Here is a 13923-nt window from a genome sequence, read left to right on the forward strand (position 1 = left end):
TGATGGCGGAAGACCTGCTGCTGCCCGGCGGCGAATGGCGGTTGTGGCCCCAGTTCGCCCTGCGCGGCCCGGGTTTCCCCGCCGCCGGGGTGCTCGCGCTGGCCCCGGCCGGGCTCGCCGAGGCGGCGGACAAGTTCGACGACGGCACGGCGCTGTCCGGTCCGGCGTGGACGGAGTTCACCACCCAGTTCGCCACCGCCGTCGCCGAGTCGACCCGGGCCCTGCAGGGGTTCGCGGCGAGCCCGGCGTTCCGCACGGCCGTCGCCTGGCAGAACCCGGCGGTACTGGGCCGCGGCGTCGGCCTGTTCCTGTCCTGGGACCCGGCCACCGAAGGCCGCACCAGCAAACGGCGGGAGCGCGAGGAACTGGTCGCGCAGTACTGGCAGCGGTTCTGCGTCAAGAACGACACCATCGGTTTCTTCGGCCCGGTGGGCTGGGGCCGGTGGGACACCGCTCGCCGTGGCCTGACCGTCGACCCCGGGACGGGCCTGGTCTGCGCCACGGAAGTCTTCTTCGCCAGCTGGGCGATCGACGCGCTGGCCCGGACGGCCGACGCCGACCCCGCGGTCCGCCCGTGGGTCCCGCCGCGCCGGGTGCCGTTCGTGCGTGCGGCCGGCGAGCTGGTGCACGTGCCCGGCCGGCCGGCCCAGGAAGCCACCGCGCGGGAACGCGAACTGCTGCGGCTCTGCGACGGCACCCGCGACCTGGCCGCCCTCACCGCCGCCACCTCGATCCCGGCCGCGGAGGTGACCGCCACGCTGGAGACGATGCTGGCCCGCCGCTGGCTCGTCTGGCGCCTGGAAGTCCCGCTCGACGCCCATCCGGAGCGTCACCTGCGCACGGCGTTGGCCCGCGTCGGCGACGAACCCGCCCGCACCCGGGCGCTGGCGATGCTGGACTCGGTCGAACGGGCCCGCGACCGGGTGGCCGCGGCCGGACTGGACGCCGACGAGCTGTCCACGGCCATGACCGCTTTGGAAACCGAATTCGCCTCGCTGACCCAGGTCGCGGCCCAGCGCGCCAAGAGCGCCCGCACGGCCCCGGGCCGGGCCCTGGTCTACGCCGACTGCCGGCGGTCGGCCACGGCCGAGGTGGGCACCGCCGTCCTGGACGAACTGGCGCCCCTGAGCCTGTGCCTCACCGCGGCGCGCTGGATGACCGGCGAGTTCGCCGAGGCGGCCGACGCCCGCCTTCACCGGGCTTACGAGCGGCTTCAGGCCCGCCAAGACCCGGTCGACCTGGCCGCACTGTGGCTGGAATGCCTGCCCGCACCCTACGGCGACTCGGTCGCCGACATCACGGCGATCCAGGGCGAGCTGCGCCGCCGCTGGGCGGACGTCCTCGACCTCCCCGCTGCCGCCCGCCGGGTCCACCGCAGCAGCGCGGAGCTGGCCGACCGCGTGCGGACGGCGTTCCCCCGCGGCGGCAAGAGCTGGTCGCTGTCCCGCTACGCCAGCCCGGACCTGCTCGTCGTGGCCGACGACGCGGCCGCGGTGGCGCGCGGCGACTTCGAACTGGTGCTGGGGGAACTGCACGTGGCGATGAACACCGTCGGCCACTCGCTGTTCGTCCGCCAGCACCCCGACCCGGCCGAGCTGCACGCGCAGAACGCCCGCGACTACCCCGGGCCGCGGCTGATCCCGATGCTGCCCAAGGCCGCTCCGCCGCGGATCTCCGCCCGCGGCCAGCACGCCCTGGTCCGGCCGGAGGACTACCACGTCGCCCTCGTCGACTACACCGGTGACCCGCACCGCCCGCGCACGGTGCTCGGCGCCGACGCCGTGGTCGAGGACCGCGACGGCCGGCTGGTGGCCGTCCTGCCCGACGGCGCCGAGTTCGACGCGCTCGACGGGTTCTGCAGCGCCCTCACCAACCGCGTGATCGACCGGTTCGCGCTCGTCCCGGACGGCGCGCACACCCCGCGGATCACCATCGACCGGCTGATCGTCGCCCGGGAGACGTGGCGCTGCGCCGCCGGGGCCCTGGAGTTCGCCACCGACACCGACGAGGCCCGCCGCTTCGTCCGGGCCCGCCGGTGGCGCGAAGAACTGGAGCTGCCGCGGTTCGTGTTCGTGGTCTCCCCCACCGAGCCGCGTCCGTTCTACGTGGACTTCGACAGCCCGGTGTACGTCAACATCCTCGCCAAAGCCGTACGGCGGCTGGCCCGCCGGGACCCGGACGGCCGGGTGACCATCACCGAAATGCTGCCCACGCCGGATCGCACCTGGCTCACCGACGACACCGGTGCGACCTACACCGCCGAACTGCGGCTCATCGTCGTCGACAAGTCTACTGTGGATGGTGCACGGTGACCGGCTGGTTCCTCGACGAGATCCGGGCCCACGCCCCGGACGCGCCCGCGTTGCGCACTCCGGAAGCCGTGCTCGGCTACGGCGAACTGGCCACCCGTATCGACCGGCTGGCTTCGGCGCTGGTGCGCGCGGGGCTCGGACCGGAGCAGGTGTGCGCGATCGCCGTCGAGTCCCGAGTGGACGCTGTGGTCGCCATGGCGGCCGTGCTGCACGCGGGCGGCGCGTTCCTCACCCTCGACCTCGACCAGCCCCGCCCGCGGCTGGCCCGGATGATCGACAGCGCGGGCGCCGCCTTCCTGGTCACCGCGGCCGCCGAGCCGCCGGTGCCGGTGCCCGGCCCGGCCATCCGGCTCGACCGCCTCCCCACCGGGGATTCCCCACCCACGGATCCGCCCGGCCCCGGCGGGCTGGCCTACGTCAGCCACACGTCCGGCTCGACCGGCGCCCCCAACCCGGTCCTGATCGAGCGCGGCAGCCTGGACGCCTACCTGCGTTTCGTGGTGGACGACGGCGGTCTCGACGCCGGCACCGTCACCCTGCAACTGGCGCCATTGGGCTACGACGCGTCGATCCGGGACGTGTTCGCCACGCTGCTGGCCGGCGGGCAGCTGGTCCTGGTTCCCCGGGCCACCCTGCTGCGCGCCGGCGGATTCGCCGCGGCCGTCGCCGAATACGGCGTCAACACCGTCCTCAGCATCACGCCGTCCCTGCTGACGTTCCTGAGCCGCCACGACGCGGCCGCGCACGCCCTCCGGTCGCTGCGGCTGACGTTGTCCAGCGGCGAGTCCCTGCGGCCGTTCCTCGCCGCGAACGGCCGGAGCCTGCTCGAAGGCCGGCTGCTCAACCACTACGGCCCCACGGAAGCCACGATGACGTCGACCCGGCTGGACGTGCCCGCCGAGCCCGACCGCACGGCGGACGTCGTCGGCACGCCACGCACCGGGGTGTCGGTGCGGCTGCTCGACGCCGACCTGCGCCCGGTGCCCGAGGGCGCCGAGGGCGAGGTCCACCTCGGCGGCGCCGGGGTGGCGCGCGGCTACCACGGCCGGCCGGGCCTGACCGCCGACCGGTTCCGGCCCGACCCGGCCGGGCCACCCGGGGCTCGCGCGTACCGCACGGGCGACCTGGCCCGCCGGCGTCCGGACGGCACCCTGGAGTACCGCGGCCGCCTGGACCGCCAGCTCAAGATCCGCGGCTACCGCGTCGACCCGGCGGAGATCGAAGGCCGCCTGCTGACCCATGCGGCGATCCACGGCGCGGTGGTCACGGCCGCCACCGACGACCGCGGCCGCGCCCACCTGGTGGCCCACGTCGCGGGCGCGACCGCCGCGGTCACCGACGCGGCGCTGCGCCGCCACCTGGCCGAAACGCTGCCGCCCCACCTGCTCCCCCGCCGGATCCGCCGGGTGGACCGGCTGCCGAGCACCCGGACGGGCAAAACCGACCGGAGCCGCTTGAGCCGGGGAGACCGGCCATGAGCCCCGCCACCACCGGCACCGACCTCCGGGCGGTGGCCGCCCGGATCGCCGGGCACGTCCTCCCCACGCCCCTGCTCCGGGTCGACGCACTACCCGGCATCGCGCTCAAGGCCGAGCACCTGCAACGCGGCGGCTCGTTCAAGACGCGCGGCGCGGCCAACGCCCTCCTCGGCCTGGGCGCCGCCGAAATCGTCACCGGTTCTTCGGGCAACCACGGCATCGCGGTCGCCCTGCTCGGCCGCGCACTCGGCGTCGGTGTCACCGTGGTGATGGCCGAAGGGGCGAGCGCGGCCAAGGAAGCCGCGATCCGCGCCCTCGGCGCCCGCGTCCGCCACGCCGCCGGCGGGGTGGCGGAGCGCGACCGTCAGGCCCGCGAGTACGCCCGGCGCACCGGCGGACAGGTCGTGCCGTCCTCCGACCACGAACTGGTGGTCGCCGGTCAGGCGACGGTCACCCTGGAAGTCCTCGACGACGCTCCGGACACCGACGTCGTGTTCGTCCCCACCGGCGGCGGCGGGCTGCTGGCCGGGGCGTGCCTGGCGGCCGAACAGCACGACCGGCCGGTGCGCGTGGTCGGCGTCGAGCCCGTCACCGGGCGGCGGTACGCCCGTTCGCTGGCCGCCGACCGGCCGGTGCGGATCCCGCCCCCGGACACCATCGCCGACGGCCTGCGCGCCCAGCACCCGGGCGAAGTGCCGTTCCCGATCATCCGCCGGCGCGTCGACGACCTGGTCGGCGTCACCGACGAGGAGATCACCCACGCCATGCGGCTGCTGCACGGCGCGGGCATCGAGGCCGAACCCAGCGGCAGCGTGGCGCTGGCCGGGGCGCTGCACCACGGCTTCACCGGCCGCGCCGCCGTCGTCGTCTCCGGCGGCAACAACCACACCAGGAAGGCAACCCCATGACCACGACCCGGCTCGACCTCCCGGAACTGATCGCGGCCGGCTACCGCGACGCCCTCGACGACGCCACGTTGGACACCGAAAGCGACTTCTTCGAAGCGGGCGGCGACTCGCTGGCCGCGTTCCAGATCGCCGCGCAGGTCCAGGACGCCCTCGACGTCGACGTCCCGGTGGCGCTGGTCTTCGCCTACCCGACCCCCGCCGAACTGGCCGCGGTCGTCGGAGGCGGGGCATGAACGACGTGCGGCTGGGCGAGCGCTGGCGGCTCTGGTCCCAGTTCGCGCTGCGCGGTCCGGGCTTCCCGGCCGACGGAGTGCTCCGCCTGGCCCCGCCCGGCCTGGCCCGGATCGCGGACAAGTTCCCCGGGGGCACGGCCTTGTCCGGACCGGACTGGGACACCTTCGCCGCCGAATTCGCCGGCGCGGCCACGGAAACCTCGGCCGAACTGCAGCGCATCGCGGCCCAGCCGGCGTTCCGGGCCGCCGTGGCGTGGCAGAACCGGCCGATCCTGGACTCCGGGCTCGGCCCGTTCCTCGCCTGGACGCCGGCGGCCGGCCGGACCAGCCGCCACCGCGACCGCGAGGGCCTGGTCGCGCACTACTGGGAACGCTTCTGCGTGAAGAACGACAGCATCGGCTTCTTCGGCCCGGTCGGCTGGGGTTCGTGGGACCCCGGGGCGCACGGCGTCGAGGTCGACCGGGGGACGGGCCTGATCACGACGGCCAACCTGTACTTCTCCAGCTGGGCCGTCGACACCCTGGCCAAGACCCTGGCCGCGGACGAGGCGTTGCGCGAGTGGACGGCGCCGCGGCGGGTGCCGTTCGTGCGCATCGCGGGCGACACCGTGATGGTCTCCGGCCGCCCGCCCCAGCCCCTGTCACCGAGCGCACGACGAGTCCTCGAGGCCTGTGACGGCGTCCGGCCGGCCCGGGAGTTCGGCACCGAGGCGCAGGCCGAGCTGACGGAGCTGGCCCGTCGCCGCTGGATCGTGTGGCGGCTGGAGGTCCCCGCCGACGCCCGCCCCGAGCGCTACCTGCGCACGTGGCTGAACCAGGTCGGCGACCCCGCGGCACGGGACCGCGGCCTGGCCGGCCTCGACCTGCTCGAACGAGGCCGGGAGCGCATCCGCGAAGCAGGGAATGACGCCGACGCGCTGTCCGCGGCGATGTCGGCCCTGGAACAGGACTTCACCGAACTGACCGACACCGCCGGCACCCGGGCCAAGGGCTCGAGAACGGCACCGTGCCGCGCGCTGGTCTACTCGGACTGCGTGCGCGCCGCCCGGGCCCGCCTCGGCCCCGACGTGCTCACCACGTTCGCGCCCCTGGAGCAGCTCCTGACCAGCGCGGCCTGGATGACCTCGGCCCTCGGCCGACGGGTGCTGGAGCGGGTCCGCCCGGTGTTCGACCGGCTTCGCGAGGCGGGCCCGGTGGACCTGGCCGCGCTCTGGTTCGCCTGCATGCCCATCCTGCACGGCGACGCGGTCACCGACGCGGAGTCGATCCAGCACGAGTTCCAGCGGCGCTGGCGCGAAATCCTCGACGTGCCACCGGACGCGAGCCGGATCCGCCGCCGGGGCGAGGACATCGCGGCGGCGATCGAGACGGCGTTCGCCACCCCGCGCACGGGCTGGGGCACGGCCCGCTACCTGAGCCCGGACCTCCTCATCGCCGGCGACGCCGAAGCCGTCGCCCGCAACGACTTCGAGGTCGTCCTCGGCGAACTGCACCTGGCGGCCAACACGATCAGCTTCTCGGTGTTCGTCAACCAGCACCCGGCACCGGAAGAACTGCTCGCCGAGACCGATCGTGACCACCCGCAACCGCGGCTGTTCCCGGTGCTGGCCAAAGAACACAAGGCGCGCCTGTCCGCGCGGATCCGCCAGGCGCTGGTGCGCGACCAGGACTACTACGTGGGTCTGGTGGACCACACGGTCGACCCGGGCCGCCCCCGCACGGTGCTGGGCGCGGACGTCGCGGTGGAGGACCACGACGGCCGCCTGGAGGTCGTCCTGCCCGACGGCGCCCGGTTCCCGCTCATCGAGGTCTTCGCGCACGTGCTGACGACGCTGGCGATGGACCTGTTCCGCCTGCTGCCCGAGGCCGGACACTCCCCCCGCATCACGATCGACCGCATGGTGGTGTCCCGCGAAACCTGGCGCGCCCCGGCGTCCGGCCTGACCTTCGCCACCGACAAGGACGAGGCCCGCCGGTTCGTCCGAGCCCGCCAGTGGCGCGAGGAGCTCCGGCTGCCCCGGTTCGTGTTCGTGGTTTCGCCGGCCGAACCCCGGCCCTTCTACGTCGATTTCGACAGCCCGGTGTACGTCGACATCCTCGCCAAAGCGGTCCGCCGATCGGCTCGCCGGGACCCCGGCGCCCACCTGACGATCACGGAGATGCTGCCGGCACCCGACCAGACCTGGCTGACCGACGACGCGGGCCAGGCGTACACGGCCGAACTCCGGTTCGTGGCCGTCGACCAGGCTCCGCCACCGCCGGCGAAATGACGCACTGATCGTGCAGCCGGGTCGAGGACAACCGGGAACCCGGGCCCGGGCCCCCCGCGCGGCGTCAAGTCCGGCCCTCAGCCGCTACGCTGCGGGCGGTTGAGCCCACAGCCGATCGGGATGCAGATCCGTCACCAGGTCGAGCCGGCCTTCCTCCACGCACCGTCCGGTGCGAGACAGTGCGGTGCCCATGACGTCACCAACCGACCCCGCCGCCGAGGGGCACCACCCGCTCGTGGGCCAGCCCCACAGCGACGACGAAGGCACGGTGGCCGAGGCCGAAGCCGAAGCGGCCGAAATCAGCACCCCCGAACAGCCGCTGGGCCAGGTCGGCAAGCGGCTCGATCGCCGGTCGCCGTTCTTCGTCGGCATGGCCGCCGCGGCCGGCGTCGCCGTGACCTACGGCCTGATCCAGCTCGTCCTGGGCGCCGGGCAGATCCTCGTCCTGATCGGGCTGGCGCTGTTCCTCGCCATCGGCATGGAGCCCGCGGTGTCGTGGCTCGCACGCCGCCGCTTCCCCCGCTGGCTCGCCGTCACCACCGTGTTCGTCATCGCCTTCGCCGCCGTCGGCGGGTTCCTGGCCGCCGCCATCCCCGTCATCGTCGAACAAGCCACCGCGCTCGTCACCAAGGCCCCGCAGTACCTGCGCCAAGCGCAGGACCACAACACCTTCCTCGGCCGGCTCAACGAGCGGTTCCACCTGCAGCAGGCGGTCGAATCGTCCCTCAGCTCGGGCTCCGGCCTCACCGGTGGCGTTCTCGGTGCCGGCAAAGCGGTCTTCGGCATCGTGACCGACACGCTGATCCTGATCGTCCTCACCATCTACTTCGTCGCCGACCTGCCCCGGATCCGCGCCGCGATGTACCGGCTGATCCCGCACTCCCGCCGCCCGCGGGCGATCCTGATCGGCGACAACATCTTCGCCAAGGTCGGTGGTTATGTCCTGGGCAACCTGGCCGTCTCGGTCATCGCCGGTGCCCTCACCCTGGTCTGGCTGCTGATCTTCGGCGTGCCCTACGCGGCGTTGCTGGCCATCGCCGTCGCCGTGCTGGACCTCGTCCCCGTCGTCGGGTCCGTGATCGGCGGTGTGCTGGTGAGCCTCGTCGCGCTCACGGTGTCGCTGCCGGTGGCCTTGGCGACGGTCGGGTTCTTCATCGTCTACCGGCTGGTCGAGGACTACCTGCTGGTCCCGAAGATCATCGGGAACGTGCTGAAGGTCCCCGCGCTGGTCACCGTCGTCGCGGTCCTGCTCGGCGGCGCACTGCTGGGCGTCATCGGCGCCCTGGTCGCCATCCCCGTCGCCGCCGCGATCCTCCTGCTGGCCGAGGAGGTGCTCTACCCCCGCCTCGACCAGGGGTGACGACGTCTTGCCGGTGCACCGGGGCACCGGCCGGAACGCGGTAAGGTGCGGCACCGGATGCGAACCGGCTCCGGCAGGGGAATGGTGCGGTATGGGCGATGACGCGGCGGCCCGGCTGAGCGCGGCGGTGGACAAGGTGTCGGTCGGCCGGGTGTACGACTACCTGCTCGGCGGCACCCACAACTACGCCGTCGATCAAGCGTTCGCCGAACAACAGCTGGCGGTGCTGCCGCAGATCCGCGAGTTCGCCCGCGCCAACCGCGCGTTCCTCGGCCGCGCCGTCCGCTACATGATCGCCCACGGGATCCGGCAGTTCGTCGACATCGGCTCGGGCCTGCCCACCCAGGGCAACGTGCACGAGGTCGCCGACCTCGTCGCCCCGGGCGAATGCCGGGTGGTCTACATCGACAACGAACCCATCGCCCGCGCGCACGCGCAGATCCTGCTCGAGCAGACCGCCGACCCGGCCCGTCACGCGGCGCTGGATGCGGACTTCTTCGACCGCGACGCCCTGTGGACGCAGGTGCGCGAAACCGGGTTGATCGACCCGGCCGAGCCGATCGGGATGCTGCTGGTGGCCCTGCTGCACTTCATGCCGGACACCCGGCGCCCGCACCACACGCTCGGCTTCTACCGGGAACTGCTTCCGCCGGGGAGCATGCTGGCGCTCTCCCACATCCACGTCGCCCCCGACGACGCCGCCACCCAGGCGGCCGGCCGGCAGGTCGCCCAGGCTTACCAGCAGCGCACCAACCACGCCGCGATCATGCGCACCCGCGAGCAGATCGCCGCGTTCTTCGGCGACCTGCCCTTGATCGAGCCCGGCCTGGTCTGGCTGCCCGACTGGCACCCCGAACTGGCCGGCGACCCCGCGGCCGGCGACCTCCCGCACGCCCAAGGCCTGGCCGGGGTGGCCCGCATTCCCTAGCCCGCGAAGCACGGGAGACGCCGGCAGAAGTGGGCCGCACCGGCTCAGGTCGCCTACAACCGAATGTCAGACCCGGGTTCTCCGATCCGGGACCGGAAATCCCCGGTCGACACCCGCACCTGGCTCGCCGGCCCCCGGTCCTCCGCCGGCCGCATCCCGTGGTCCGGCCGCCGAGGGAAGCCGCCGCTATTCGCCGTCCGAGCTTCGGCGGCGGGACCAGGCGGCGGCGTCCGCGGCGTAGCGGACGAGCAGCCGCGCGAACTGAGCGCGTTCCTCCGGCGACCAGGCAGCCGTGATGCCTTCGAACGCCGCGCGCTGGCCGGTGGCGAAACGGGTTCGCTCGGCCTCGCCGCGTTCGGTGAGTTCGAGCACGGTCCGGCGGCCGTCGGCCTGGGAGGCGGCCCGCCGGAGCAGGCCGTCGGCGATGCAGGCCGCGACCGTTCGGCTGGCCACCGGCTGCGCGACGCCCATCTCCGCGGCGAGTCCCCCGACGGTCATCTCACCCGGGGCGTCCGCGACCACGTTCAGCACCAGGTTGCGGGACAGGTCACGACTCGAGGCCGGGGTGCGCCGGCGCAGCCGGGACAGGGCCGGGCCGATCTGGTCCAGCAGGAGATCCTCAGCGGAAGGGCTCACCTCAGGGATCGTAGTACCCCACGCATTTGCATACCAGGCGGAAACTACATAGCATTGGGTATGTAACTGCGAGCGAAAGCGAGGCCGCCATGGCCACCACCGCCATCACCGGCGCCCGGGTCTTCGACGGGGAGAAGACGCTGGGGGTACAGACCGTCGTCCTCGACGGCCGGAAGATCCGCCAGGTCGGCGGCGAGGTACCCGACGGCGCCGAGGTCGTCGACGGCCGGGGCGCGACCCTGCTGCCCGGACTGATCGACGCGCACGTCCACTCCGGTCCCGGCTCCCAGGCACTGGCCCTGCGGTTCGGCGTCACCACCGAACTGGAGATGCAGGGCATGAACACCCGTGAGAACCGGGCGCACATCACCGAGGACGACACGGTGGCCGACATCCGGTCGTCCGGCTTCGCCATCACGCCGCCCGGTGGTCACCCCAGCGAACTCATGCCGGAAGGGTTCCGGCCGGCCGGCGCCCTGCCGCCGGTCAGGCCGCTGATGCCGTTCTCCACCACCCCGGAAGAGGCCGCCGCGTACGTACCGCAGCTCCTGGCGCGCGGCTCCGACTACATCAAGTTCATGATCGACGACGGCAGCGTCGAAGGACACCCCGGACTGCCGATGCTCGACCAGGCCACGCTCGACGCGGGCGTCGCCGAGGCCAAGAAGCACGGCGCCCTCACCGTCGCTCACACGCTGACCCTCGACGCCACCCGGATGGCCGTCGAAGCCGGCATCGACGGCGTCGTCCACGTGTTCATGGACCAGCCGCACACCGCGGAGATCGTGGACCTGATCGCCGACGCGGACGTGTTCGTCGTGCCGTGCGTCTGCCTCGACGCCTCGATGATGGGCATCACCGGCAGCGACCTCGCCGACGACCCCCGGGTCGCCCGCCGCCTCGACGCCAAGTGGGAGGAAACCCTGCGGTCCAGCTACAACCGCTATCCGCAGGGCAAGCTCGAAGACGTCCTGGAGACCGTAGGAGCCCTGGTCGCCGCGGGCGTGGACGTCCTGGCGGGCAGCGACGCCTCCATGGCCGAGACCTTCTTCGGCGGCCTGGCCCACGGAGCCAGCCTGCACCACGAACTGCAGTACCTCGTGGCCGCCGGCCTGACACCCGCCCAAGCGCTGCGCGCCGCGACAGCGACCACGGCACGCCGCTTCGGCCTCGGCGACCGGGGCCGCGTCGCCGAAGGGCTCCGCGCCGACCTCCTGCTCGTCGACGGCGACCCGACGACGAACATCGGCGACACGCTCAACACCCGCGCGATCTGGCGGCGGGGCACCCGTCTCGAAGAATCGTGATGCGCGCGGGCAAGCCGCTCCTCCCGTCCGGGCTTCACGCGGTGAGCGCCACGCCCGACCAAAATGCGTCGAAAAGCGCGTGCGCCCGCTCACGAAGGGCGGATTCGTGCCGTGCGGCCTGGTCCAGAAGATCGTCGGTGTCGACGTGGTGCTCCCGCAGCCACTCGGCGCCCAGGCCGACCCAGTTGACGAGTTCGCCGGCCGTGAGTTCCGGGTGGAACTGCACGGCCAGTGCGCGACCCGTGGTGTACGCCTGGGGCGCGACGGGGGTGCGGGCCACGACGGTGGCGCCGCACGGCACGGACAGCAGGTCGCTGTGCCACGTCAGCCACGGCCCCGGCGGGATCAGCGCCGGGTCCGCGGTGCTGGTGACCACGAACCCGGCTTCCGGCCGGGGCGCCGCCCGTGCCGGGGCGCCCAGCGCGGCCCCCAGCGCATGTGCGCCGTAGCAGATGGCCAGCACGGGGACGGCCCCCGCCAGGGCGCGCTGGTACATCTCGCACTCGTGGCGCAGGCTGGCCGCGCGCTCGTCCTCCCGCACCGACCACAGTGATCCCGTGCTGACCAGCAGGTCGAAGTCGGTGGGCTCGGGCCAGCCGCTCGGATCCTCGCGGAAGACGGTGGTGACCGGGCCCAGCCCGTGGTGCTCGAACCGCTCGGCCAGGAACCCGAGGTTGCTGGTGGTGTGGTTGCACAGCGCCAGTACGCCCATAGCCGTTCTCCCTCGTGCCTAGCATCCGAGACGGGGGTAGAGGCGCCGGGCGTTGCCGCCGGCGACCAGGTGCGCGACGCGTTCGGCGTCGCCGGCGCTCCAATCGCCCGCACGGACGGCTTCCTCGCCCAGTCCGGCCATGGCGCGGCGGAAGAGCACCGCGCCCAGGTGGTAGAGCTCCGGCAATCCGTAGGCGTCGGTGGAGAAGAGCACCTTGCCGAACGGGGCCAGCTCCAGCACTTCCGACAGGACCCGCTGCGCCGACGCGCCGACGTAGTTCAGCGAAAGACCCACGTCCACCCACGCGTGGGGGAAGACGTGGGCGAGGTAGGCAGCGTGCCGGTGGTAGGGATAGCCGTGCAGCAGCACGACCTGGGTTCCCTGCTGCTGTACCTGACGGAGGAAAGCGGTGAGGTGCAGGGGATCCACCCGCCGCAGGTGCAGCGAGGTGTCGCCCAGTCCGGTGTGGAACTGCAGCGGCAGGGCGTTTTCCGCACCGTGCCGGGCGCCGGTGTAGAGCACGTGCCGCAGCAGCACCTCGGATCGCAACGGCGCTGCCCCGGCTTTTCCCGCACTGGCCCGCAACCATTCGCCCGCGGCCGTCACCACGGCGGACAGTTCAGGCGGGCACGCCTCGAAGTCCAGGCCCAGCCGGTAGCCGATCACCGACTTCAGCCCGACCACCTCCGGGCTCGAGCACTCGTGCGCGAGGCGGCGGGCGAAGGCTTCGGCGAAGCCCGCCGCCGGCCCACCCGAGGCGGCGACGGCCTCGGCCACCGCCTCAAGCCGCACCACACGCCGGGCCGGCCGGCCCGACAAGTCGGCCATCTCGGCGACCGTCAGCAGTTCCGCGGCCGGGAAGCCGTCGTCCACGCACAAGACCGCCAAGCCCGCGGCCGCCAGCAGTGCCCGGCCGGCTTCCGCACTGCCCAGTTCCCGCCGCCGCTCGAGGTACTCCGCCTCCCCCGCCCGCTCCGGCAGTCCCAGCACCGGCGCGCACCAACGGCGTACGGCAAATCCCAGCTGGGAATCGAAAAACGACGTCCCCGGCGGCGGAGAGGAGTCGGATTCGGTGAGCAGTGAGCCGACCGCGCGGGCGTCGATCTCGCCGCGCCGGATGCCGTGACAATGGTGATCGACCAGCTCCGGTTCGTCGGTTCGCATGCCACCACCCGCCTTGTCCCGAGGGTCGACCACACGACGAAGTTAAGTTGCCCCGGCAAACAGCGCAACAGGCACCGCCCGTTCGAGGCAGGTGCCTTGGGCCATTCGGGGACAGCGTGACGAATCCGGCCGGCTACGGCAGGAACCACCTCGCCACGATGACCGCGAACTCCCCTCGATCCCGGTCGGCAGCGGCTCAAGGATGCGATTCGACGGGCGCCACATCACGCGAAGGAATCGACAGTTTCAGCAGGGTGACCGGAAGTTCCACGACGACGTAGACATCCCGGTGGCCACTGTCCTGGATTCTCCAGTTGACCCCGAGCAAGCGACCGCGATACTGCGCTCCGTGGCGAGTGAACCGCACCAGTTCACCCACACAGCGAAGCAGTTCGTCTTCGTTCACTTTGCCATCCGCTCACCTTTTTCACATTGCCGGATCCGGCAACGAGAACCGAACCCAGATTCGCCAGGACGTTCGGCGAAGTCAAGCACCATCCGAAAGCCTGGCGCAGAGCATTTCTTCCGGGGCCGAAGTGCTCCTGTCGCCCCCCGGCCGCCCATGTTTGAGTGAATGTACGACCGACCGACCACGCCGCCGAGTACGCGAAGCGA

At 72.8% G+C, this 13923-nt stretch carries 12 protein-coding genes; 8 read left to right on the top strand and 4 right to left on the bottom strand.

Annotated features, from left to right (window positions below; all coding sequences use genetic code 11):
• Nucleotides 1–2 precede the first annotated feature (2 nt).
• From AB0M80_RS36350 to AB0M80_RS36380, 7 genes are all read left to right on the top strand, one after another.
• On the top strand, nucleotides 3–2312 hold the full coding sequence (locus AB0M80_RS36350; RefSeq protein ID WP_364574014.1) for a lantibiotic dehydratase: 2310 nt from the start codon (nucleotides 3–5) through the stop codon (nucleotides 2310–2312).
• Entirely contained in the window at nucleotides 2309–3790 is a 1482-nt protein-coding gene (locus tag AB0M80_RS36355; protein ID WP_364574016.1) for an amino acid adenylation domain-containing protein, read from the top strand. Before AB0M80_RS36350 ends, AB0M80_RS36355 begins: the two co-directional genes overlap by 4 nt.
• The gene (locus AB0M80_RS36360) at nucleotides 3787–4698 is read left to right on the top strand and encodes a pyridoxal-phosphate dependent enzyme (RefSeq protein WP_364574018.1); all 912 of its coding nucleotides are present in this window, start codon (nucleotides 3787–3789) and stop codon (nucleotides 4696–4698) included. The genes AB0M80_RS36355 and AB0M80_RS36360 overlap by 4 nt, the downstream gene beginning before the upstream one ends.
• Nucleotides 4695–4931, top strand: coding sequence for an acyl carrier protein (locus AB0M80_RS36365; protein WP_364574020.1), 237 nt, complete (start codon nucleotides 4695–4697; stop codon nucleotides 4929–4931). The genes AB0M80_RS36360 and AB0M80_RS36365 overlap by 4 nt, the downstream gene beginning before the upstream one ends.
• A complete protein-coding gene (locus tag AB0M80_RS36370; RefSeq protein ID WP_364574022.1) occupies nucleotides 4928–7201 on the top strand; it encodes a lantibiotic dehydratase in 2274 nt (757 codons plus the stop codon). Before AB0M80_RS36365 ends, AB0M80_RS36370 begins: the two co-directional genes overlap by 4 nt.
• Before the next feature lie 235 nt (nucleotides 7202–7436).
• Entirely contained in the window at nucleotides 7437–8561 is a 1125-nt protein-coding gene (locus tag AB0M80_RS36375; protein WP_364574143.1) for an AI-2E family transporter, read from the top strand.
• 91 nt (nucleotides 8562–8652) lie between these two features.
• Complete coding sequence (locus tag AB0M80_RS36380) at nucleotides 8653–9489, top strand: SAM-dependent methyltransferase (protein ID WP_364574024.1); 837 nt, start codon at nucleotides 8653–8655, stop codon at nucleotides 9487–9489.
• Nucleotides 9490–9675: 186 nt separating this feature from the next.
• Here the strand turns inward: AB0M80_RS36380 and AB0M80_RS36385 are convergent, their stop codons facing one another.
• Complete coding sequence (locus AB0M80_RS36385) at nucleotides 9676–10125, bottom strand: MarR family winged helix-turn-helix transcriptional regulator (protein WP_364574026.1); 450 nt, start codon at nucleotides 10123–10125, stop codon at nucleotides 9676–9678.
• An 89-nt stretch (nucleotides 10126–10214) separates the two neighbouring features.
• Here AB0M80_RS36385 and AB0M80_RS36390 point away from each other — a divergent pair, with 89 nt between their 5' ends.
• Nucleotides 10215–11432 carry an amidohydrolase family protein gene (locus AB0M80_RS36390; protein ID WP_364574028.1) on the top strand — a complete coding sequence of 406 codons (1218 nt, stop codon included), beginning with the start codon at nucleotides 10215–10217 and terminating at the stop codon, nucleotides 11430–11432.
• A 34-nt stretch (nucleotides 11433–11466) separates the two neighbouring features.
• On the opposite strand, the gene AB0M80_RS36395 is transcribed toward AB0M80_RS36390, so the two are convergent.
• The 3 genes from AB0M80_RS36395 to AB0M80_RS36405 all read right to left on the bottom strand — a co-directional run bounded on the left by AB0M80_RS36395 (nucleotide 11467) and on the right by AB0M80_RS36405 (nucleotide 13714).
• A complete protein-coding gene (locus AB0M80_RS36395) occupies nucleotides 11467–12144 on the bottom strand; it encodes a hypothetical protein (RefSeq protein WP_364574030.1) in 678 nt (225 codons plus the stop codon).
• Nucleotides 12145–12162: 18 nt separating this feature from the next.
• Nucleotides 12163–13308, bottom strand: coding sequence for an amidohydrolase family protein (locus AB0M80_RS36400; RefSeq protein WP_364574032.1), 1146 nt, complete (start codon nucleotides 13306–13308; stop codon nucleotides 12163–12165).
• A 196-nt stretch (nucleotides 13309–13504) separates the two neighbouring features.
• Entirely contained in the window at nucleotides 13505–13714 is a 210-nt protein-coding gene (locus AB0M80_RS36405) for a hypothetical protein (protein ID WP_364574034.1), read from the bottom strand.
• Between the last annotated feature and the right edge of the window lie 209 nt (nucleotides 13715–13923).

This window comes from Amycolatopsis sp. NPDC051045 (genome assembly GCF_040682955.1).
GTDB lineage: Bacteria > Actinomycetota > Actinomycetes > Mycobacteriales > Pseudonocardiaceae > Amycolatopsis.

What these genes read in the sequence shown, in the direction of transcription:
- AB0M80_RS36370 (WP_364574022.1), top strand. Translation starts at nt 4,928, where the DNA reads ATGAACGACGTGCGGCTGGGCGAGCGCTGGCGGCTCTGGTCCCAGTTC.
- AB0M80_RS36395 (WP_364574030.1), bottom strand. Translation starts at nt 12,144, where the DNA reads ATGGGCGTACTGGCGCTGTGCAACCACACCACCAGCAACCTCGGGTTC.
- AB0M80_RS36400 (WP_364574032.1), bottom strand. Translation starts at nt 13,308, where the DNA reads ATGCGAACCGACGAACCGGAGCTGGTCGATCACCATTGTCACGGCATC.
- AB0M80_RS36380 (WP_364574024.1), top strand. Translation starts at nt 8,653, where the DNA reads ATGGGCGATGACGCGGCGGCCCGGCTGAGCGCGGCGGTGGACAAGGTG.
- AB0M80_RS36350 (WP_364574014.1), top strand. Translation starts at nt 3, where the DNA reads ATGGCGGAAGACCTGCTGCTGCCCGGCGGCGAATGGCGGTTGTGGCCC.
- AB0M80_RS36390 (WP_364574028.1), top strand. Translation starts at nt 10,215, where the DNA reads ATGGCCACCACCGCCATCACCGGCGCCCGGGTCTTCGACGGGGAGAAG.
- AB0M80_RS36365 (WP_364574020.1), top strand. Translation starts at nt 4,695, where the DNA reads ATGACCACGACCCGGCTCGACCTCCCGGAACTGATCGCGGCCGGCTAC.
- AB0M80_RS36360 (WP_364574018.1), top strand. Translation starts at nt 3,787, where the DNA reads ATGAGCCCCGCCACCACCGGCACCGACCTCCGGGCGGTGGCCGCCCGG.